Source organism: Dactylosporangium sp. NPDC005555 (assembly GCF_040605635.1).
In the GTDB taxonomy this organism is placed as follows: Bacteria; Actinomycetota; Actinomycetes; order Mycobacteriales; family Micromonosporaceae; genus Dactylosporangium.
Genome location: NZ_JBEXDG010000025.1, coordinates 22272 through 41382 on the forward strand (window position 1 = coordinate 22272; position 19111 = coordinate 41382).

Below are 19111 nucleotides of genomic sequence, written 5' to 3' on the forward strand. Positions count from 1 at the left end.
GACGAGCGTCGGCGGGGCTGATGCCGTCGTGGACGGCTCCTGGAGAGCGCGGGCCGCGTTCGCGGCCGGCCCCGGCTGCCCTACCCGGTGGCGGTCGGACCGCCGTCCTGCGGCACGTAGGGGAACTGCTGCCTCGGTGGGCTGGTGACCGAGTCACTGCCCAGGCCGATCGTCACCGGAGTGTTGGTGGCGAGGGAGAACATGACGTCCGGCGCGTTGTCGGTCAGCGACCGGCCGTTGAACCCGTTGAAGCCGTACACCGCCGGCGTCCCCACCGTGTACGGCAGCACATCGGGCAGCAGCCGCGCCGCGACGGACGCCCCGTATGCGCCCGGATCCGTCGCCGTGCCGTAGGCCGCGACGACCGCCGCCACCGTGTCGGCGAACAGCTTGCCGTAGTTGGCGGCGTCGTCCGCCGGCTCGGTCGCGTTGAGCTCGTCGCCCAGGTCCTCGTGGAACTGGGTGAACAGCGGATGGATCATCGGGTGACCCGCGCGGTTGACCTGCCGCCAGCCGCCGGCGTCGGTCGCGAGGTTCGTCCGGGCCCAGACGTTCACGCTGTGCGGATACGGCAGCTGCCGGTCCGGCAGCTCGAGCACGATGCTGTACACCGTGTGACCGGCGAACAGGTTCTGCGCCCGCGCCGTGCTCGGCAGGTCGGCGCGGGTGCCGTCGGTCAGGGCGTGGCCGACCGCGTGCAGGACGCCGGGCTCGATCCAGAACGGGTCGCCCGCCCTGCCCGTCCACAACCGCAGCCCGTCGGGACCCTCGACGGTCGTGCCGACGTCGCCCTCGGCCAGCAGCGTCCCGCGCGCCTCGGGGTGCGTGGCGTGCGTACCGGCGAGCCCGTGCAACCGCAGCGCCGGACCGTCGAAGGTGAACCGGAAGGTGAGGTCCTCGATCGCGTCGCCGTTGGTGTCCACCTTGAACTCGTACTGCGCGTCCGGGTGGAACCCCGCCGGCACCCGGTGGCCGGTGACCTCCGTGGCGATCGAGTGGTTGACGTTCATGACGAACACGGTGCCGCGCTCGCCGCGGAAGACGTACAGGTCGCTGATGTCCAGGCGGACGTCTCGCCTGGCGGCGGGGGAGTCGAGGTGGTGCGACATCGCGATCGCTCCCTTTCCGGGCTCTTTGTGGGACCCCGTCAGATGCCCGCGCCCGCAGGCTCTACACCATCTACTGGCATCGACGATGTACGCTGCGCGCGTGCCTGCGACGGGGAATGTGAAGAGCGGGCGGTCGCGCTGGACGTCGAACATCATCATGCTCGTGGTGGCGGCGCTGATCGCGATCGTCGTGAGGACGTATCTGATCCAGACGTTCTTCATCCCGTCGGGCTCGATGGAGCAGACGCTGGTCATCGACGACAAGGTCATCGTCAACAAGGTGCTCTACCGCTTCCGCGACCCGGCCCGCGGTGAGATCATCGTCTTCCGCCCGCCCGCCGAATGGTCCGCGGGCACCGACGAGGACTACATCAAACGCGTCATCGGCGTCGCCGGCGACCGCGTCATCTGCTGCGACGACCAGCACCGCATCACCGTCAACGGCACCGCCCTCGACGAGGACTACCTCTACCCCGGCGATGCGCCTTCCACGACCCCGTTCGACGTGACGGTCGCCGCCGGCCGCCTCTTCGTCATGGGCGACCACCGCAGCGCCTCCGCCGACTCCCGCGCCCACCTGCCCGCAGCCAGCGGCACCGTCCCCGTCGACCGCGTGGTGGGCCGCGCCTTCGTCACCATCTGGCCGCTGCCCAGATGGCACAGCCTCTCCGTCCCTTCGACGTTCGCCGGTGTACCGAACGCCCACTGACGTTTGGTCAGGGCCGGCCGTCGGTCGCGGCGGGACTCGTGAGGCGCCGGTGTGGTTGCGCGGCAACGCCTGGAGTCGGATGTTGATCAGCAGGGGTGGCGGCGGCCCGTCGGGCTTCTAGCGTGGCGGGCCGAACCATCGGATCAACCTGAGGAGCGAACCATGCATCGCAAATTTGCCCGCATCGCAGCTGTCGCACTCGCGGCGGCGGCCGCGTCGGTCCTGCTCGGCGCCGGCCCCGCCCACGCGTACGGCAAGGTGTCGACGCAGGACTTCCACTTCGTGATCGCCAACTGACAGGGATCGCCGGCGGTCAGGGGTGCCGGACGCGGGCGGCCTCCCTGGTGAGGTGGTCGCGTTCCGGCACGCTGGTCGCGAGGCGGGCGGCCGCGGCGTACAGCTCGGCCGCCCGTTCGGCGTCGCCGGCGCGTTCGTGCAGGTACGCCGCCGCAGCGGCGTGGCGGGGGACGTCCGGGTCCACGTGGGACAGCGCGGCGAGGCCGGCGCGGGGGCCGTCGGCCTCGCCGACCGCGACCGCCCGGTTGAGCCGCACCACGGGACTGTCGCCGCTGAGGGGGAGCAGTTCGTCGTACCACTCGACGATCTGGACCCAGTCGGTCGACTCCGGCGTGCGGGCGTCGGCGTGCAGGGCGGCGATCGCGGCCTGCGCCTGGTATTGGCCGAGCTGGTCGCGGGCCAGCGCCGCCTGCAGGATCGCGACGCCCTCGGCGATCAGGGCGGTGTCCCAGAGGGTCCGGTCCTGCGAGCCGAGCGGCACCAGGCGGCCGCCCGGCCCGGTCCGTGAGGCGCGCCGGGCGTGGTGCAGCAGCATGAGCGCGAGCAGCCCGGCGACCTCGGGAGCGTCGGTGAGGGCGGCCAGCTGGCGGGTGAGCCGGATCGCCTCGGCGGCCAGGTCGACGTCGCCGCTGTAGCCCTCGTTGAACACGAGGTACAGCACGCGCAGCACCGTCGCGAGGTCGCCGGGACGGTCGAGCGGCTCGCCGTCGATGCGGCGCTTCGCGCGGCTGATCCGCTGCGCCATGGTCGCCTCCGGGACGAGGTAGGCGGACGCGATCTGCCGCGTGGTCAGCCCGCCGACCGCGCGCAGCGTGAGCGCGACCGCCGACGCGGGCGCCAGGGCGGGGTGCGCGCACAGGAAGTAGAGCCGCAGCGTGTCGTCGGTCTCGGGCGCGGGTCCCGCGGGCGGCTCGACCTGCACGGCGACCTCCCGGCCGCGGCGGGACGCCTCGGCGCGGGCGGCGTCGACGAACTTATGCCAGGCGGCCGCGACGAGCCACGCCTTCGGGTCGCGGGGCGGGTCGTCCGGCCACACCCGCAGGGCGCGGATCAGGGCCTCCTGCACGGCGTCCTCGGCCGACGCGAAATCCGCTCCGCGCCGGACGAGGACCCCGATGACCGCGGGCACGAGCTCCCGCAGCAGCGACTCGTTCACTCGGTGGCGTTGAAGGACTCGGAGAACAGCGGCCGGACCTCGAGCCACTCGCGCACCGGCCGGCCACGGTGCCCGGGCGCGGCCGACAGCTCGCCGGCCAGCTCGACCGCCCGGTCCCACGACGCCACGTCGATGATCATCCAGCCGGCGATGAGGTCCTTCGTCTCGGCGAACGGCCCGTCGGTCACCGGCGGGCGGCCCTCCCCGTCGTGGCGGACGAAGGCGCCCTCGGCGGTCAGGGCCCGCTCGTCGACGAACTCGCCGGACTGCTGCAGCTTGTTCGCGAAGTCGCGCATGTACTGGATGTGCGCGTCGACCTCGTCAGGTGCCCACTGGTCCATCGGCGGGTAGTCCTCGACCGGGGTGGGACCGCCACGGTAGTGCTTCAGCAGCAGGTACTTCACGATGTGCTCCTTCGGTGTCGTGACCGTGTTGTCCCTCTGGGACGGAGCCGACACCACATTCTCGACAGGTTCGCCGAACTTTATGCGTCGCGCCGGTGGAACACGTACCCCGCGAGGGTGACGGCACCCGCCGCCCACACGGCCGGCGCGCCGGAAGCGGCATGGTCGGGCGGGTAGGAGAACCTGCCGCGCAGGAGGGGGCACACGATGAAGTACACGACGAGGACCAGCACGGCGGCCGCCTCCGCGCGGCGGATCAGGGTGCCGGCGGCACCGCCGAGCAGGGCGGTGAGGACCAGGTAGCCGGCGTCGGGAGCGGAGGCCAGGAGCGCCACCGGTGCCGCCACCACGGCGAGGGCGGCGACCTTCGCCGCGTACAGGCGGAGGCGGCGCGGCATGGCGAGCAGCGTCGCGCGGATCTGGTCGCCGCCCTGGTGCTCGGACGCCGCGGCGAGGACGCCGAGGACCAGGAATCCGGCCTGGACGTATCGGAGCGGTCGCGGGGCCTCCAGGTACATCAGCAGCAGCGAGGCAAGCAGGGTCAGCAGGGCCGTCAGCCGCAGCGACGGCAAGGTCACCAGCTTGCGCAGCTCGGCGTGCAGGAGCGTCACGCGTCGCGCCGCTGGAACAGGACCGCACCCACCGCGAGCAGCGCGGCGATCCACGCGGTCATCACCAGGCCGGCGGTGACCGGGGCGATGCGGACCGGGAAGTCCGGCGTGTGCAGGAACATCTGCGCGCCGACGATGTCCGGCAGGTACGCGGCCGCGTCGGTGACCTTCGTCAGCAGGTACGACACGGACACCACCGTGCTGTTCACGATGAGGAACGTGAGCGGCACGACGCCGTTGCGGGTGATGAGCGTGACGGCGAACGCGAGCAGGGCGATCAGCGTCCAGTACAGGACCGCGGCGGCGACCCGCCCGGGCGCCGGTGCCGACACGCGGTCGCCGTGCAGGACCTCGGTGAGGGTGAGGGCGGCCGTGGCGGTGACCGTGGCCTGGACCGCGGCGACCAGCGCGAGGGCAGCGGTCTTCGCGGCGAGCAGGCGCAGCCGGCCGGGCATCGCGGTGAGGGTCGCGGTCAGCTGCCGGGCGCGCGGCGCGTCGTGGCCGGTGTTGGTGTACTCGCTGCTGATGACGACGACGCCGAGGACCATCGGGCCGATGAGGCCGACGCCCAGGTCCTGCAGGCCCAGGTCCGACGTGTCGGTGATGGTGCCGTCGTCGATGCCGCGGCGGATGTACGGCGCGTTCAGCAGCACGACGACCGGGGCGAGCAGGGTACCCAGGACGATGCCGATCCAGGCGGTCGGCAGGCCGAGCAGCTTGCGGAGCTCGGCGTGCACGCCGGTCACCACGACGCACCGCCGGCGGTGAGGGCGAAGAACGCGTCCTCCAGGGTGGCGTGCTCACCGGTGACCTCGGCGAGCCCGCCCTGGGCCACGATCCGGCCATGGTGGATGACGACGACGTCGTCGGCGGTCTCGGCCAGCTCGCCCATCAGATGGCTGGACAGCAGGACCGTGCGCCCCTGCGCGGCCTGGTCCCGCAGGAACTGCCGTGTCCAGCGGATCCCGGCGGGGTCGAGGCCGTTGACGGGCTCGTCGAGGACGAGCACCGCCGGGTCGCCGAGCAGCGCGGTGGCCAGGCCGAGCCGGCGGCTCATGCCGAGGGAGTAGCGGCCGGCGCGCTTGCGGCCCTCGCCGGTCAGGCCGACGGTCTCCAGGACCTCCGCGACACGGGAGCCCGGCAGGCCGTTGCTGGCCGCGACCCAGCGCAGGTGGGCGCGGGCCGTGCGGGCGCGGTGCGCGCCGCTGCCGTCCAGCAGCGCACCGACGGTCGTGAGGGGGCGGTCCAGGTCGCGGTAGGGCCGCCCGCAGACGAGCGCGGTGCCGTGCTCGGGCCGGTCCAGGCCGAGCAGAATGCGCAGCGTCGACGTCTTGCCGGCGCCGTTCTGCCCGAGGAACCCGGTGACCCGGCCGGGCCGGGCCTCGAACGTGACGTCGTGCAGGATCCGCGTCCTGCCCTTGCGTTTGCTGACGCGATCGATCGTGATCATAGGACGAGTCAACCGGCGCCCGTGTGTCCCCGGCATCGGCCCGGACTCCGATCGTCGGGGCGGCCTGCGACCGTGGGCCGTCAGACCCTGGTCCGAGAACTACAGTCGGCGTGATGAACGCCCATCCGCGTCCGTCGGGACGCCCCAGCGCCCTGCCGGTGCTCGTCGTCGTGGGTGTGGTCCTGCTCGCCGTGATGTGCACGGTCGGCGGGGACGGCCCCGGCTCGGTCGTGCTGCCGTGGGTCATGGTCGCCTGCGCCGTCACGGCCGCCCTGTGGGCCGTGCGCCGCTCGCGGGCCGACCGCGCCGCGTACGAGTCGCGCCTCACCGCGTGGGCGGCGGCGGAGGCGGTGCTCGCCGAGCGGCTGCGGATCGCCGGCGACCTGCACGACATCGTCTCCCACGGGCTCGGGCTGATCACGGTACGTGCGGCGTCGACCCGGCACCTGCCGAAGCCCGCCGAGGTCGAGGCGGCGCTGACCGACATCGAGGACGCGAGCCGGCACGCGACCGCGGAGCTGCGCCGGATGCTGACGGTGCTGCGCTCGCCGACCGCCCGGGCGCCGCTGGACGGCCTCGACGACCTGCCGGCGATCGTGGCCGGCGCGGCGGTGGCCGGGCTGCGGACCCGGCTCACCGTCGACCCGCACCTCGGCGAGGTGTCGCAGGGCGTGCAGGTCGCCGTGTGCAAGACCGTCCGGGAGGCGCTGAGCAACGCCGCCCGGTATGCGGGCCCGACCGACGTCCAGGTGACGGTCCGCCGGGACGGGCGGTCCGTGGTGGTGGCGGTGGTGGACCCGGGACCGCCGCAGGACGGCTGGCGGCCGTCGCCGGGTGCCGGGCACGGCCTGGTCGGCCTGCGGGAGCGGATCACCAGCCTCGACGGCACCCTGACCGCCGGACCGGTCGGCGGGGGCTTCCGGGTGACCGCACGCATTCCGGACCACGCCGCGTGAACGCCGTCAGGGTCATGCTGGTAGACGACCAGCCGCTGCTCAGGCACAGCCTCGCGATGATCATCAACAACGAGCCGGACCTGCTGGTCGTCGCGGAGGCCGGCGACGGCGCCGACGCCGTGCGGCAGGCGAGGCCGGCCCGCCCCGACGTGATCCTGATGGACGTGCGGATGCCGCGCCTGGACGGCCTCGAGGCGACCCGCCGCATCTGCGCCGACCCGGCGCTGGCCGCCGCGCGGGTGCTGGTGCTCAGCATGTTCGAGCTCGACGAGTACGTCTACGAGGCGTTGCACGCGGGCGCGTCCGGCTTCCTGCTCAAGGACGCCCGCCCCGCGGAACTGCTCGAGGCCATCCGCCGCACGCACCGCGGCGAGTCGCTCTTCGCGCCGTCGATCCTCACCCGGCTCGTCGCGCACTACGTCGCCGCGCCCCGCCCGGACCGGCCGACGGCGGCGCTGCGGCGGCTCACCGGCCGGGAGGTGGAGGTGCTGACCCTGATCGGCGGCGGCCTGTCCAACGACGAGATCGCGACCGCGTTGATGATCTCCGTGAAGACGGTGAAGTCGCACATCACGCATCTGCTGGCCAAGCTCGCGGCGCGGGACAGGGCCCAGTTGGTGATCGCCGCGTTCGATGCCGGTCTCGTGCGGCCCCGCTCGTGAAAGACGCGTGAAACCGGGTCGCGCGACCGGGATCTATAGCGGTACAGTGCCGCCATGACCCTGGCCGCTCCGCCGCGTCAGCGGCCGCTCAGTCCTGCCCTGCTGCCGCTCGGGCTGATGTTCCTCGCCGTCGGCATCTCCGTCGCGGTCGTCTTCCCGTTCATGGCGCTGTTCCTCAGCACCGCCGTGCACGCGAGCCCGGTCCAGGTCACCGTCTTCCTCATCGCCTCGCCGCTCAGCGGCGTGCTCGTGGCCTCGCTGATCGGCCGGGCGTCGGACCGGTGGCCGATCCGCCGCAAGCTCCTCATCGCCGGTGCGGTCGCCGGCATCGCGGGCAGCCTGGTGGCGATGTTCGTCCGCGACTACTGGGTGCTGCTCGCCGTGTCCGTCCCCGCGTACGCGGTCGCCGGCTGCCTGTTTCCGCAGTCCTTCGCGTACGCGCGGCAGATCCTCGAACGCGACAACCCCGGCCGCGCGGCCATGGGTATCAGCGCCATGCGGACCGTCTTCTCCCTCGCGTGGGTCGGTGGCCCCGCGCTCGCCGCGGTGCTGCTCGACGTCGGTGGGTTCCGTCTCGTGTACGGCCTGGCCGCCGTCACGTACGCCGTCGCGGCGCTGATCGCGGTGGTCTGGCTCGACGACATCGACGCTCCCGCCACGGTCACGGACGTGCCCGCGGCGTCGCAGGACGTCCCGGCGGTGCCGGCCCAGCCGCCGCCGCACCGGTGGGTGCTGCCGCTCACGATCGTCGCGTTCGTGCTGGTACAGGTGCCGATGACGCTGGGTGTCCAGGCGCTGCCGCTGTTCGTCGATCAGGACCTGCACAGCGACGCCTCCAACGCGGGCCTCATCCTCGGTCTCTGCGCCGCCCTGGAGATCCCGCTGATGCTCGGCCTCGGCGCGCTGACGACCCGGTTCCCGCTGCGGCCGCTGATCCTCATCGGCGCAGCGTGCGGGGTCGCCTACTATGCGATCGCCTTCGTCGCGCCGAACATCTGGGTCCTGGCCTCCGCCCAGATCGTCAACGCGCTGTTCATCGCCGCGATCTCCGGCGTCGCCATCACCTACGTGCAGGACCTGCTGCCCGGCGAGCCGGGCCGGGCCACGACGCTCTACACCAACACGTTCCCGATCGGTGCGATCATCGCGGGCCCGCTGTTCGGCGTGGCCGCGCACTTCGGCTACCGGTCCGCCTACGGCATGGGGGCCGCCCTCTGCGCGGCCGGCCTCCTGCTCCTGCTCGCCACCGGCGCCCGGGCCCGAGCCCGCGTCCGACCCTAGCGCCGTGCAAGCTGACCGACACGGTAATGCGGGACGAGCGCACGCGCGCTACCGTTCCGAGCCATGAGTTCCGTTGCACTGGCGGAGGAGCTGCTGCTGCTCGCCTACGATGACGACACCGGGAAGGCCACCGGCTCCCACATCGGCCTTGACCTGGGCATGGCCGCCGGGGTCCTGGTCGATCTGGCGCTCGCCGGACGGCTGGCGTATGCCGGCGGGATGATCGTGGTCGTCAAGGACACGCCGACCGGCGAGCCGATCGCCGACGAGGTGCTCGCGCGCGTCGTCGCCGACACGCCGCACACGCCGTCGTCGTGGCTGCAGCGGCTCCGGCACGGGCTGCGCGACCGGGTCCTCGCCGACCTGTGCGGTCGCGGGATTCTCGTGGACATCGACGAGACGACGCTCGGCTTCATCCACATCCACCGGTATCCGACCGCCGACGCGACGGTCGAGATCGAGCTGCGCGCCCGCCTCGGCCGCGCGCTGACCGGCGACGACATCCCCGACGAGCGCACCGCGGCGCTCGCGGCGCTGGTCGCGGCGGTGCGGATGGAGCCCGCGCTCGGCCTCAGCGGCGCCGACGCGGCCGCCGCCCACGACCGTCTCCAGCAGATCAGCGACAACGCCGGCTTCACCGGTGCGGTCAGCATGGAGGAGTCCTCGATCCGGCCGTCGGTCGCCCTCGTGGTCAGCGTCCTCGTCCAGGCCATCCAGACCGCCCTCGGCACCGCCCGCACCTGACGTCCTGACCCCGGCTCCGGCAGCCGCTCCGTCCGGCGACGGATGCCTGGTCCGCCGTCGTGCCGCGCCGCCGCGGCGGGCGTTGGGTCCGCCGCCCTGTGGCAGCATGTCCGGGATGCGCCACGTGTCCGACGATCAACGCCGCGCCAGGCTGGCGGTCCGGCACGCGCTCGCTCCGGCGTTCCGGGTCGGCTCGCCCGAGGCCGTCACCGAGGCGATGACGGTCCTGCACGCCACCGAGCCGGCGACCGTCTACCTGTCCTGTCAGGCCCGGTCCGCGTCGGTGCTGCCCGCCGACGTGGACCGTTCGCTGTATCAGGACCGGACGCTGGTCAAACAGCTCGCGATGCGCCGGACACTCTTCGTGTTTCCCCGGGACCTGCTACCGGCGGTGTGGCCGAGCGCGTCGGCCCGGGTCGCCGCCAACGAGCGGACCCGCCTCGTCAAGGACGTCGTCACCGCCGGCCTCGGCACCGACGGCGGCGACTGGCTCGACCGGGCCCGCGCCGCCGTCCTGGACGCCCTCGACGCCGCGCCCGGCGGCCTGCAGGCCACCGACCTCCGCCGTGGGGTGCCGATGATCGACGCGACGCTCGAGATCACCACCGCCGACCCCCGGGCTGCGTCGCGCGTCCTCACGTACCTCAGCGCCTCCGCCGACGTCGTGCGCGGGACGAACACGTTCGGCTGGCACGTGTCCCGCCCGCGGTGGACCCTCATGCGGCAGTGGCTGCCCGAACCGCCCGCCTGGTGGACGGCCGCGGACGGCTACCGGGAGATCGTGCGGCGCTGGCTCGTCACGTTCGGTCCCGGCACCGAGGACGACCTCGTCTGGTGGCTCGGCGCGACCAAGGCGATCGTGCGGGCCGCTCTCGCCTCCCTCGACGCGGTCGCCGTGTCCCTCGACGGCGGTGGCACCGGCTGGCTCCTGCCGGACGACCTCGACGACGTCCCCGACCCGGGCCCGTGGGCCGCGCTGCTCCCGGTCCTCGATCCGACCGTGATGGGCTGGCAGCACCGCGACTTCTACCTCGCTCCGCACCGCGCGGAGGTCTTCGACCGGCGGGGCAACGCCGGCACGACCGCCTGGGTCGACGGCCGCGTCGTCGGCTGCTGGGTCCAGGACCCGGCCGGCGTCGTCGAGGTCCGCCTGCTGCAGGACGTGCCGCCCGCCGCCCGCCGCGCCCTGGACCTCGAGGCCGCCCGGCTCACGGAGTGGTGCGCCGGCTTCCGCGTCCCGTCGGTGTACCACTCACCGGCCATGCGCGCCTGAACCCGCTTCGATACGGTGTGCCGGTGGACGAGCCGGCCGGTGTCATCGATCTCGACGACGTGCGTGAGGACCGGCCGGGCGCCATGCTGCGGTGGCGCCGGGCCGCGAGGCGCGCGGTGCCGCTGCCCGGCGTGGTGGTGCTCGTCCTGCTGGCCGCCGCGGTGGGCGCGGGTGTGGCGCAGCGGTGGGAGGCCGCGCGGCAGCGGGAGCGTCAGGCGGCCGCGGTGTCGCTGTTCGTCGCCGTCGCCGGGGCCAATTCCGGCGCGGGCGACGGTGAGCGGGTCACCATCGAGGGCAGCGTCGCCGTCGTCAACGGCGGACCGCGGGCGGTCGAGGTCGCCGGGGCAGGCGTGGTCGCCGACGTCATGGTCTGGGGCGAGCACCGGATCGCGCCGGGGGCGAGGGCCTGGTTCACGGTGAGCGCCACCATCACGTGCGCGGAGGACGCCGGGAGCCGGCCGCTGCCGGTCGGGCTGTCGGCGGTCACCGCGGACGGTGTGCGGCGCCCGGTGACGGCGGCGATCGAGGTCGGCGGCAGCTCCTGGTCCGAGCTGGTGCGCCGGGGCTGCGGGCTGTCCGTCTGAACGGGAGGTCAGCGACCGGCTTCCGCGTTCCCCGTTGATCCGTGCCGCAGCGGCCACAGCGTCCACGCCGGCTTCACGTCCTCCGAGCGAGCAAATAGCCTTGCGGCGTAGATTCGTGTCCCTCAGCAGGCCGGCCGCCCCAGAACACCGTCGCGAAGCCGGCCTCCGTCACCCGCTGCTCCATCTCTTGCGGCGACAGCCAGTACGCATCGAACTCGACACCGAGGCCGGCGCTGCGGCCAGCGCGCCGGAGACTACCGTCACCGGCCTTGAACGCGGTCACCAGATAACCTCCGGGTTTGACCACGCGGGCGAGTTCGCTGAAGGCGACGGCTCTGTCGGAAGGCGCGAGGAAGATCAGCGAGTACCAACAGACCACCCCTGCCAACGAGGCATCCTCGAAGGGCAGACTTCGCAGGTCGGCAACGTCGAAGGCGAAGTCCGGATGGTCACGCTGCGCCACCCGGACCATCTCGGGCGACAGATCGACCCCGCGCGGGGACAGACCCTTGGCTGCCAGGTAGGGCGCGAGCAGCCCCGTCCCGCAACCGACGTCCCCGACGCTGCTGCCCAGATCCGCCGCGAGGGTCAACTCGCAGAACAGGCTGAGCACCGCCCGATCGACGGGCATGCCCTCCAGGGCTCCGGCCAGCCGGTCGGCATAGAACTCCGCCAGCACATCGTGCGCAGCCCTCAACTCGTCAGTTTTGGCATCCACGGGCGAACCATAGTCGCCTCACCAACGACAGGCGCGTGCGCGCCGGACATAGCCTGGCTGCACGGCCAGAACCTTGCCGGCGAACCGCTCTGTGCTATCCGCAACGAACGTTCGGTGCGCCTACCTGTGCATCCCACCACCGGCGCCCGCCAGCGCCAAGGCTCGGGCTCCCCGTCGGGGTCGTCGTCCAAGGCGGACTCGCGGTCGATGTAATCCATCAGATCCGCGCCGTGGTAGATGACGTCGACGCCCTCGGCCCACGATGGCGGCAGGAGTGATTGACCGGTGACCGCGCGGGCCGTACGTTGCCGTGAGCGGAACTATGTTTCTACCAGTGAAACGGTGGGCCGGTCATGGTGTCCCTGATCTACGCGGTGCTGGCGGCCGGCACGCTCGGCGCCGGGATCGCCGCGGTGCGGCTGCGGGCCTGGGTCGTCGTGGTCGTCGCGGCGGCGCTCGTCTACGACAACGGCGTGATCGCGGCAGGCCGGCTGGTCGGTGAGGGCGCCGCGCTCGAAGGGCTCAACGTGGGCCGGTATGTGGGGCATGCCCTGTTCACGCCGCTGCTCATCGTCGTCGGGGCCGGGCTCGCCCACGGCGGGCGCAAGGTGCTGACGGTGCTCGCCGGGCTGCTGGTCGCGCTGGGGATCTGGACCGACATAGTGCGGCTGCGGCCGGTGCCCGAGCGGTACGCGGACACGCTGCGCTACGTCAACGACAATGCGGCCGGGCCGCCGGTGCCGGCGATCGTGGCGATCCTCGTGCTCATCGGCGTCGGCGTCGTGCTGTGGCGGCGCGACGGGTGGCCGTGGCTGTTCGCCGGGGCGGTCGCCATGTTCGCGGCGGCGGCCGCGGGGTTCGCGGTCCCGTGGCTCGGCAACCTCGGCGAGCTCGTCCTGCTGACCACCGTGGTGCTGAGTGTCCGGACGGCGACAGTTCCCCCGAAGCCGGCGGTGGCCGCCGCAACCGGATAGACGGGCATAGCGTGTGACGTGACATGCCCGAGTACGACCGCCGCGCCCCCGACAGGCCGCCGCCGGCCGCGGCCGACTTCGACGCGCTCTACGACGCACGCTACGGCGACGTCGTCGCCATGGTGTACGCGCTCACCGGCGACCTCGCCGAAGCGCAGGACCTCGCCCAGGAGGCCTTCTGCCGCGCCTGGCAACGCTGGCGCGACGTGTCCCGCTACGACGACCCGCTCGCCTGGATCCGCAGGGTCGCGGGCAACCTCGCCACGTCCCGGTGGCGGCGGAGCAGGGTCGCCCGCGCGCACCTCGGCCGGGAACGCACCACCGACGTCCCGCCGCTGAGCCCCGACCACGTCGCGCTCGTCGCCGCGCTGCGCCTGCTGCCCGCCGACCAGCGGCGGGCAGTCGTCCTGCACCACCTGATCGATCTGCCGGTCGCCGACGTGGCGCGGGAGATGGACGCCGCCGTCGGCACCGTCAAGTCGTGGCTGCACCGGGGGCGCGCGACGCTCGCCGCCCAGCTGGCCCACACCACCGAGGAGGTGACCCACCGTGACTGACGACCTGACCCAGGCACTGTCGCGGCTGCGAGCGGACGTCGGCAGCGCCGTCGCGCCACCCACGGGCGCCCAGGTGCGCCGCCGCGCCGAGCGCCGCCTGCGCACCCGCCGGACGGCTACCGCCCTGGGCGCCGCGGCCGTGGTGGGTGCCGTCCTCGTCGGCGGCGGCCTGATCTGGAACGGCGGGGCGTCGCAGACACCGCCGCCGTTGCCGGGCGGCTCGGACAGCCCGTCGCACACCGGTACACCATCCGCCGCCGCCAGACCGAGCAGGCCGGTCGACGCCAGGCAGACCCCACAGGCGCCCGCGGACTGGGCCGGGGTTGACTGGGCGACCGCGACGGTCACCCTGCCGGCGCAGCAGGGCTGCCCGTCCGGTCCGGTCACCCTCCGCAAGCAGGACTTCAATGGGGTGGCGGACATGATCATGGGTCCCGCGACGGGATGGCCGAAGGTCTCGGTCGATCCGCGGCCGGTGGTGTATGGCGATCTCACCGCCGACGGGCAGCCCGAAGCGGTCCTGCACGCCACCTGCTGGCAGACGGAGGAGGACTCCGGCGACGGGCAGGGACAGCTGCTCGTCGTCCGCCGCGACGGCGCGACGTTGCGCGCGGTCGGGTGGGTCGGTCCGCGTGGCGCGATCTACGCCGACCGCTGGATCGACAACGGACGGCTCGTCACCGACGTGAAGCCGTGGCACACGGGCTGGGACTACGCGCTCGGCGCCGCCCGCGCGTTCCGGTGGACCGGCCAGGCGTTCACCGAGGTGGACTCCGGCCTGCCGGGGATCGTGACGCCGCTCGACCTGAGCCCGGTCGCCGGGCTGACCGGCTGCCCCGCGCCGCCGGAGCCGGTGCGGTTCGACGCGGAGCAGCGCGCCACCGCGGCCGGCACGACCTGGGACCTGTTCCAGCCGACCGCGCCGGACTCGGAGCAGCACCTCGTCGACCTCGACGGTGACGGAACGCGGCGGCTGCTGGTGTCGATCACCTGTGGCCGCACCGACAAGGACCCGGGCCACGGCTTCGTGGCGGTGCTCGACGGGTCACTGCGTGCGATCGATGCCGTCCGGCCGCCGGAGGGTACGACCGTGGCCGGCTGGTCGCACGTGAACGGCCTGCTCACGCTGCTGGTCTACCGACCGGGCGAGGCGACGCGGCAGGTGCGGTACACCTGGAACGGCGACTACTTCCAGCGTTAGACGGTTTCCAGCAGGGCCTGGCGGGCCGCACGCGCGAGCCGCTCGTCGTGCGGCCGGTCCAGGTCCTGCGCCAGGGCGATCGTCCGGTCGAGCAGGGTCAGCGCCTCGTCGCGGCGGCCGGCGGCGCGGCACGTCTCGGCGTACGCGTGCAGGCAGTCGATCTCCAGCTGCACCTCGGCGAGGGGTTCGAGCAGCTCGAAGGCGCGCCGGTGATGCTCCAGGGCCTCGTCGAGCCGGCCCTGGAGGCGCAGGACGACGCCGAGGGCGTTGTGGCACAGCGCCTGGTTGTGTGCCAGGTTGTGCTCCTCGGCCAGCCGCAGCGCCTCCTCCACGGGTTCGCGGGTCGTCAGTGCGACGCCGAGCGTGACGAGCCCGGTGATCCTGGCCGGCCCGTTGGCGAGCGCGATCGACGCCTGGGCCAGCTCGACGGCTTCGGTGGGGTTGCCGAGGTGTAGCGTCACCCAGCCGTCGAAGGCGAGGGCCTGCGCCTGCCCGGGCGCCCGGCCGAGCTTCTCGAACAGCTCCCGGGCCCGCCGGAACTGGGCCTGCGCCTCCTGGAGGTCGCCGAGGTCGCGGCGGGCCAGGCCGATGCGCAGCGCCAGCCCTGCGGTGAGCTCGTCGTCCGCGCCCCCCTGCTCGGCTTGTTCGTATGCGGCCAGGGCGTCGGTGGGGCGGCCGGCGGCGGCGCGGGCGTAACCGAGGTCCGCCAGCAGCGCTGCCCGCTCCTGGCCGCGGCCGAGCCGCCCGGCGGCCGCCGCCGCGGCATCGAGGAGGCGGGCCTGGTCGTCGGTGCCGCGGTGCCGGAAGAACCAGACCCGCATCGCCTGCGGCAGCCCGGCGGCGACCTCGTCCGCGCCGAGCCGCACGGCGGCGTCGACGCAGGCGACCAGGTTCACGTATTCGAGGTCGAACCAGTCCATGGCCTTCGCCGGATCGCCCGGCTCCGGCCGCGGCCGCTGCGGCGACGGCAGCGTCCGGTCGTGCGCGACGGCCTGCGTCAGGTAGTGCTCCAGGACCCGGCGCAGCGCCGCGTCGGCCTGCGGCTCCTCGTCGGCGGCGAGGTCGGCGGCGTACTGACGGATCAGGTCGTGCATCCGGAACCGGCCCGGCGAGAGCTCCTGCAGCAGGTGCGCGTCGACGAGCTCGTCCAGCGCGTCGCCGACACCCGCCCGCGTGCCGGCGAGAGCGGCCGCGACCGGCGCGTCGAAGTCGGCGCCGGGCAGCACGCCGAGCAGCCGGAACATGCGCCGCTGCGCCGGGTCGAGCTGCTGCAGCGACATGCCGAACACCGCGTCGAACCGGCCGGTGGTGTCCCGCAGCCGCTCGGCGAGCACCGCGACGGTCCAGCCGGGCCGGTGCCGCAGCCGCGCGCCCGCCATCCGCAGCGCGAGCGGCAGCCCGCCGCACTGCCGCAGCACCTGCCCGACGGCGATGGCGTCCTCGGTGGTGGTGAGCCCGGCCGCGCGCCCGAACAGGCTCGCCGCGTCGCCGGCGGCGAGGGGTTCCAGGGACACCGGCGGCACCCCGTCGAGGGTGACGAGCCGGTTGCGGCTGGTGACGAGGACCGCGGACCTGCCCGCTCCGGGCAGCAGCGGTCGCACCTGCTCCGCGTCGACGGCGTTGTCGAGCACGACGAGCGCCCGCCGCCGCGACAGCTCCGAACGCCACAGGGCGGCCCGCTCGGTGACACCGGCCGGCGGGTGGTCGACGCCGAGCGCGGCGAGGAGCCGGCCCAGCGCCGCGGGCGCGTCGAGCGGCTCGTGGCCCGGCGTGAAGCCGTGCAGATCCAGATACAGCCCGCCGTCCGGATACGCGGGAGCGAGGCGGTGCGCGACGTGCACGGCCAGGCTGGTCTTGCCGACGCCGCCCATGCCGTCGATCGCGACCGCCCCGGCGGTGCGCAGCAGCTCCTCGACGAGCGCGGACTCCGCCTCGCGCCCGGTGAAGTCGAACAGGTCCGCGGGCAGGTCGTTGCGGCGCGGCGGGGGAGCGGCGCCCGCCTTCGACGCCTCCGCCCACACCGCGCGCAGCGGCCGCGGGTCGCGTCCCACGGCCCGGCACAGCGCGACGACCGCTTCCCACGGCGGGACCAGCTGGCCCGACAGGTACCGCGACAGCGACGAACTGCTCAGGCTCGCCCTGGACGCGAGGGCACGCAGGCTGAGCCCGCTGAGGTCCTTGATCCTGGCGAGCTGCCCCACCAGCTGTTCCCGCGGCCCCGACACGTGCGACACCGTACCCCGTCCCGCCCCACGGCCCCGGATCACGGTCACGTTTGCACAGGTCAGCCGCGTTGCGCGTGTCCCACGGTGTCCCACGCCCGTCGTGGAGCGGGGTGCGTCATTGGTCAGATGACTCCTGTCAGCAGTTCTGGAAGGAGCCGCAAGAATGTCGACCGAGCGCATGCCGAACCCGGTGGTCCTGATCCCCGAGGCGATGGACGCCCTGATGGCCCTCAACGGCGCGATCGCCGGCGCCGGGGTCGGCGGGAAGGTCCTCGCCCTGAGCCACCTGCGCGCCAGCCAGATCAACGGCTGCGCCCCGTGCGTCGCGGGCGGTGCGGCCCAGGCCCGCCGGCACGGCGCCACCGACGCGCAGATCGACGCGGTCGCGGCCTGGCGGGAAACACCGTGGTTCAGCGAGCCGGAGCGCGCGGCGCTCGCCCTGACCGAGGCCGTGACCCGCCTGTCCGACCGCGCCGACGCCGTGCCGGACCAGGTGTGGGACGTGGCCGCCAAGCACTTCGACCAGAAGGAGCTGGCCGCGCTGCTGCTGAACATCGCCGTCACCAACGCCTACAACCGGCTCAACGTCCCCACCCGTCAGCAAGCCTTCTGAAAGGGATCGTCATGACCGCGAAGAACGAGAAGTACGACGGCTTCAGCACCGAGGAGCGCGGCGCGATGAAGGACCGCGCCAAGGAGCTCAGGTCGACCGCCCGCCGCGGCGCCAAGGCGGACGCCGAGGGCGAGGTGCTCGCGAAGATCGCCGAGATGTCCGACTCCGACCGCGCCCTCGCCGGGCGCCTCCACGCCATCGTCAAGGACAGCGCCCCCACCCTGACGCCGAAGCTCTGGTACGGCATGCCCGCCTACGCCCGCGACGGCAAGGTCGTGTGCTTCTTCCAGAGCGCCGCGAAGTTCAAGACCCGCTACGCGGTCCTCGGCTTCAGCGACGAGGCCGCCCTCGACGACGGCACGATGTGGCCGACGTACTTCGCCCTGACCACCCTCACCGCCGCCGACGAGGCCCGCATCGCCGCCCTCCTGAAACAGGCGGCCGTCGGCTGAACCGTGTCTCCGTCCCCGCGCGCTACTCGCCGGCGAGCCCGGCCAGGTTGGCGGCCGCCATCGTGTCCTGAGGGCGGATCGCGAGCAGCGCGCGGAGGCGGCGTTCGGCCTCGGGGCGCCAGGTGGGGTCGAGGCCGTCGAAGTCGTCGGGTTCGGCCTCGCCGGTGTAGTAGACGAAGTCGTCGGACGTCGACGGGTCCAGGACCAGCAGGGCCATGCCGTTCGCCGCCGCGGCGTGGGCCGGGTCCACGTCGAGGGCGCGGCCGTAGAGCTCGAACGCCTCCGTCCGGCGCCGCCACAGGCTCCGCAGCCAGTCGGTGCGGGCCGTGCCCGGCGCGCCGAAGCCGTCGTACAGTGGCGAAACCTCCAGCATGGTGCGGAACTGGCGCAGCAGCAGGCCGGCGAGCAGTGTCGCGGTCACGGGGTCTGCGGGCTCGGCGTCCAGCGCGCGACGCAGCCACCGCTCGGCCTCCGGCACATCGTCCGGTGTGCCGAGCGACTGCGCACCCTCCAGGACACACAGCCGCCGGCCGAGCTCCCGCGCCGCCGCGATGTCACCGTCCTGGGCCGCCTGCCGCAGCTCGTCGAGGTCCACGGCGTTACCGTACTTGCCGTGTACAGCTGGTACTTCGTCCGCCGGGTCGGGATGGCGAACAACAACGACACGATCACCGACTGCTTCGTGCTCGGCGACCGCGACGACCTGCTGCGCGTGCTGTCGACGCTCGACGTGAACCCCAACTGCACCGATTCGTGCACGCTGCAGGTGTACCGCGACGGCCGGTCCCTCTGCACCGTGGACCTGCTCGCCACGGTCCCCGACGACGGCTCGGACGAGTTCGAGTGCCGCCCGCCGGACCTCACCGGGATCACCGTCCCCGCCCTCTCCGGCCCGGTCCTGCCGCTCGGCCACCCGGTCCTCATCGACGGCGGGCCCCTGCACTACGGCTGCACCAGCTTCTACAACTGACCGTCGTCGCGGCGGTGGCGGAAGGCGTCGCTGCCACGGTGGCAGCGGGCGCCGACATGCCGGGCATGGCGTCCCCCCGACCGTCGGTGTCACCGCACCCGGCGAGCGCCGGCAGGAGCAGGAAGGCAGGCAGCAGCAGGACGGCACGGCGGCGCATGACAGGTC

The 19111-nt window shown here is 73.5% G+C and carries 23 protein-coding genes; 14 read left to right on the forward strand and 9 right to left on the reverse strand.

Annotated features, from left to right (window positions below):
- Window positions 1-80 precede the first annotated feature (80 nt).
- On the reverse strand, window positions 81-1109 hold the full coding sequence (locus ABZS58_RS26670; protein ID WP_354785930.1) for a DUF4331 family protein: 1029 nt from the start codon (window positions 1107-1109) through the stop codon (window positions 81-83).
- A 157-nt stretch (window positions 1110-1266) separates the two neighbouring features.
- Between ABZS58_RS26670 and lepB the strand changes: the two genes are divergently transcribed.
- Together lepB and ABZS58_RS26680 are read left to right on the forward strand one after the other, a co-directional pair.
- Window positions 1267-1818, forward strand: coding sequence for a signal peptidase I (gene lepB, locus ABZS58_RS26675; RefSeq protein ID WP_354786028.1), 552 nt, complete (start codon window positions 1267-1269; stop codon window positions 1816-1818).
- A gap of 162 nt (window positions 1819-1980) precedes the next feature.
- A complete protein-coding gene (locus ABZS58_RS26680; RefSeq protein WP_354785931.1) occupies window positions 1981-2115 on the forward strand; it encodes a hypothetical protein in 135 nt (44 codons plus the stop codon).
- Window positions 2116-2131: 16 nt separating this feature from the next.
- On the opposite strand, the gene ABZS58_RS26685 is transcribed toward ABZS58_RS26680, so the two are convergent.
- The 5 genes from ABZS58_RS26685 to ABZS58_RS26705 all read right to left on the reverse strand — a co-directional run bounded on the left by ABZS58_RS26685 (window position 2132) and on the right by ABZS58_RS26705 (window position 5736).
- Entirely contained in the window at window positions 2132-3271 is a 1140-nt protein-coding gene (locus ABZS58_RS26685) for a DUF6596 domain-containing protein (RefSeq protein ID WP_354785932.1), read from the reverse strand.
- Entirely contained in the window at window positions 3268-3678 is a 411-nt protein-coding gene (locus ABZS58_RS26690; RefSeq protein ID WP_354786029.1) for a YciI family protein, read from the reverse strand. Before ABZS58_RS26690 ends, ABZS58_RS26685 begins: the two co-directional genes overlap by 4 nt.
- A 77-nt stretch (window positions 3679-3755) precedes the next feature.
- Window positions 3756-4286 carry a hypothetical protein gene (locus ABZS58_RS26695; protein ID WP_354785933.1) on the reverse strand — a complete coding sequence of 177 codons (531 nt, stop codon included), beginning with the start codon at window positions 4284-4286 and terminating at the stop codon, window positions 3756-3758.
- A complete protein-coding gene (locus ABZS58_RS26700; protein WP_354785934.1) occupies window positions 4283-5032 on the reverse strand; it encodes a hypothetical protein in 750 nt (249 codons plus the stop codon). The genes ABZS58_RS26695 and ABZS58_RS26700 overlap by 4 nt, the downstream gene beginning before the upstream one ends.
- The gene (locus tag ABZS58_RS26705) at window positions 5029-5736 is read right to left on the reverse strand and encodes an ATP-binding cassette domain-containing protein (protein WP_354785935.1); all 708 of its coding nucleotides are present in this window, start codon (window positions 5734-5736) and stop codon (window positions 5029-5031) included. Before ABZS58_RS26705 ends, ABZS58_RS26700 begins: the two co-directional genes overlap by 4 nt.
- Window positions 5737-5849: 113 nt before the next feature.
- On the opposite strand from ABZS58_RS26705, the gene ABZS58_RS26710 reads away from it, so the two are divergent.
- From ABZS58_RS26710 to ABZS58_RS26735, 6 genes are all read left to right on the forward strand, one after another.
- Window positions 5850-6692, forward strand: coding sequence for a histidine kinase (locus tag ABZS58_RS26710; protein WP_354785936.1), 843 nt, complete (start codon window positions 5850-5852; stop codon window positions 6690-6692).
- 14 nt (window positions 6693-6706) lie between these two features.
- Entirely contained in the window at window positions 6707-7354 is a 648-nt protein-coding gene (locus ABZS58_RS26715) for a response regulator transcription factor (protein ID WP_354785937.1), read from the forward strand.
- Window positions 7355-7408: 54 nt separating this feature from the next.
- A complete protein-coding gene (locus ABZS58_RS26720) occupies window positions 7409-8635 on the forward strand; it encodes a sugar efflux transporter (protein ID WP_354785938.1) in 1227 nt (408 codons plus the stop codon).
- 63 nt (window positions 8636-8698) lie between these two features.
- Window positions 8699-9379, forward strand: a complete 681-nt coding sequence (locus ABZS58_RS26725; protein ID WP_354785939.1) for a GPP34 family phosphoprotein — start codon at window positions 8699-8701, stop codon at window positions 9377-9379.
- Window positions 9380-9494: 115 nt separating this feature from the next.
- Complete coding sequence (locus ABZS58_RS26730; protein ID WP_354785940.1) at window positions 9495-10652, forward strand: winged helix DNA-binding domain-containing protein; 1158 nt, start codon at window positions 9495-9497, stop codon at window positions 10650-10652.
- Window positions 10653-10675: 23 nt separating this feature from the next.
- Window positions 10676-11236: a hypothetical protein gene (locus tag ABZS58_RS26735; protein WP_354785941.1), complete on the forward strand. Its 561-nt coding sequence runs from the start codon at window positions 10676-10678 to the stop codon at window positions 11234-11236.
- A gap of 73 nt (window positions 11237-11309) precedes the next feature.
- Here ABZS58_RS26735 and ABZS58_RS26740 read toward each other — a convergent pair whose 3' ends face one another.
- A complete protein-coding gene (locus ABZS58_RS26740; protein WP_354785942.1) occupies window positions 11310-11954 on the reverse strand; it encodes a methyltransferase domain-containing protein in 645 nt (214 codons plus the stop codon).
- Window positions 11955-12307: 353 nt separating this feature from the next.
- On the opposite strand from ABZS58_RS26740, the gene ABZS58_RS26745 reads away from it, so the two are divergent.
- From ABZS58_RS26745 to ABZS58_RS26755, 3 genes are read left to right on the forward strand one after another with little or no spacing between them, the layout of a single operon-like run.
- On the forward strand, window positions 12308-12928 hold the full coding sequence (locus tag ABZS58_RS26745) for a hypothetical protein (RefSeq protein WP_354785943.1): 621 nt from the start codon (window positions 12308-12310) through the stop codon (window positions 12926-12928).
- Between the two features lie 23 nt (window positions 12929-12951).
- Window positions 12952-13485, forward strand: coding sequence for a SigE family RNA polymerase sigma factor (locus ABZS58_RS26750; RefSeq protein WP_354785944.1), 534 nt, complete (start codon window positions 12952-12954; stop codon window positions 13483-13485).
- Window positions 13478-14686, forward strand: a complete 1209-nt coding sequence (locus tag ABZS58_RS26755) for a hypothetical protein (protein WP_354785945.1) — start codon at window positions 13478-13480, stop codon at window positions 14684-14686. Before ABZS58_RS26750 ends, ABZS58_RS26755 begins: the two co-directional genes overlap by 8 nt.
- On the opposite strand, the gene ABZS58_RS26760 is transcribed toward ABZS58_RS26755, so the two are convergent.
- A complete protein-coding gene (locus tag ABZS58_RS26760) occupies window positions 14683-16911 on the reverse strand; it encodes a tetratricopeptide repeat protein (RefSeq protein WP_354785946.1) in 2229 nt (742 codons plus the stop codon). The genes ABZS58_RS26755 and ABZS58_RS26760 overlap by 4 nt on opposite strands.
- A gap of 163 nt (window positions 16912-17074) precedes the next feature.
- Here ABZS58_RS26760 and ABZS58_RS26765 point away from each other — a divergent pair, with 163 nt between their 5' ends.
- Together ABZS58_RS26765 and ABZS58_RS26770 are read left to right on the forward strand one after the other, a co-directional pair.
- Window positions 17075-17524, forward strand: a complete 450-nt coding sequence (locus ABZS58_RS26765; protein WP_354785947.1) for a carboxymuconolactone decarboxylase family protein — start codon at window positions 17075-17077, stop codon at window positions 17522-17524.
- A gap of 11 nt (window positions 17525-17535) precedes the next feature.
- Entirely contained in the window at window positions 17536-17976 is a 441-nt protein-coding gene (locus ABZS58_RS26770; protein WP_354785948.1) for a DUF1801 domain-containing protein, read from the forward strand.
- A gap of 22 nt (window positions 17977-17998) precedes the next feature.
- Here the strand turns inward: ABZS58_RS26770 and ABZS58_RS26775 are convergent, their stop codons facing one another.
- Window positions 17999-18571 (reverse strand): hypothetical protein, encoded by a 573-nt coding sequence (locus tag ABZS58_RS26775; protein WP_354785949.1) that lies wholly within the window; start codon window positions 18569-18571, stop codon window positions 17999-18001.
- Between the two features lie 18 nt (window positions 18572-18589).
- Here ABZS58_RS26775 and ABZS58_RS26780 point away from each other — a divergent pair, with 18 nt between their 5' ends.
- Window positions 18590-18946 (forward strand): hypothetical protein, encoded by a 357-nt coding sequence (locus tag ABZS58_RS26780; RefSeq protein ID WP_354785950.1) that lies wholly within the window; start codon window positions 18590-18592, stop codon window positions 18944-18946.
- The last annotated feature ends 165 nt before the right edge of the window (window positions 18947-19111 follow it).

Coding starts and splice junctions, on each gene's coding strand:
- ABZS58_RS26725 (WP_354785939.1), top strand. CDS start 8,699: ATGAGTTCCGTTGCACTGGCGGAGGAGCTGCTGCTGCTCGCCTACGAT.
- ABZS58_RS26720 (WP_354785938.1), top strand. CDS start 7,409: ATGACCCTGGCCGCTCCGCCGCGTCAGCGGCCGCTCAGTCCTGCCCTG.
- ABZS58_RS26730 (WP_354785940.1), top strand. CDS start 9,495: ATGCGCCACGTGTCCGACGATCAACGCCGCGCCAGGCTGGCGGTCCGG.
- ABZS58_RS26750 (WP_354785944.1), top strand. CDS start 12,952: ATGCCCGAGTACGACCGCCGCGCCCCCGACAGGCCGCCGCCGGCCGCG.
- ABZS58_RS26745 (WP_354785943.1), top strand. CDS start 12,308: ATGGTGTCCCTGATCTACGCGGTGCTGGCGGCCGGCACGCTCGGCGCC.
- ABZS58_RS26765 (WP_354785947.1), top strand. CDS start 17,075: ATGTCGACCGAGCGCATGCCGAACCCGGTGGTCCTGATCCCCGAGGCG.
- ABZS58_RS26680 (WP_354785931.1), top strand. CDS start 1,981: ATGCATCGCAAATTTGCCCGCATCGCAGCTGTCGCACTCGCGGCGGCG.
- ABZS58_RS26705 (WP_354785935.1), bottom strand. CDS start 5,736: ATGATCACGATCGATCGCGTCAGCAAACGCAAGGGCAGGACGCGGATC.
- lepB (WP_354786028.1), top strand. CDS start 1,267: ATGCTCGTGGTGGCGGCGCTGATCGCGATCGTCGTGAGGACGTATCTG.
- ABZS58_RS26715 (WP_354785937.1), top strand. CDS start 6,707: ATGCTGGTAGACGACCAGCCGCTGCTCAGGCACAGCCTCGCGATGATC.
- ABZS58_RS26670 (WP_354785930.1), bottom strand. CDS start 1,109: ATGTCGCACCACCTCGACTCCCCCGCCGCCAGGCGAGACGTCCGCCTG.
- ABZS58_RS26710 (WP_354785936.1), top strand. CDS start 5,850: ATGAACGCCCATCCGCGTCCGTCGGGACGCCCCAGCGCCCTGCCGGTG.
- ABZS58_RS26770 (WP_354785948.1), top strand. CDS start 17,536: ATGACCGCGAAGAACGAGAAGTACGACGGCTTCAGCACCGAGGAGCGC.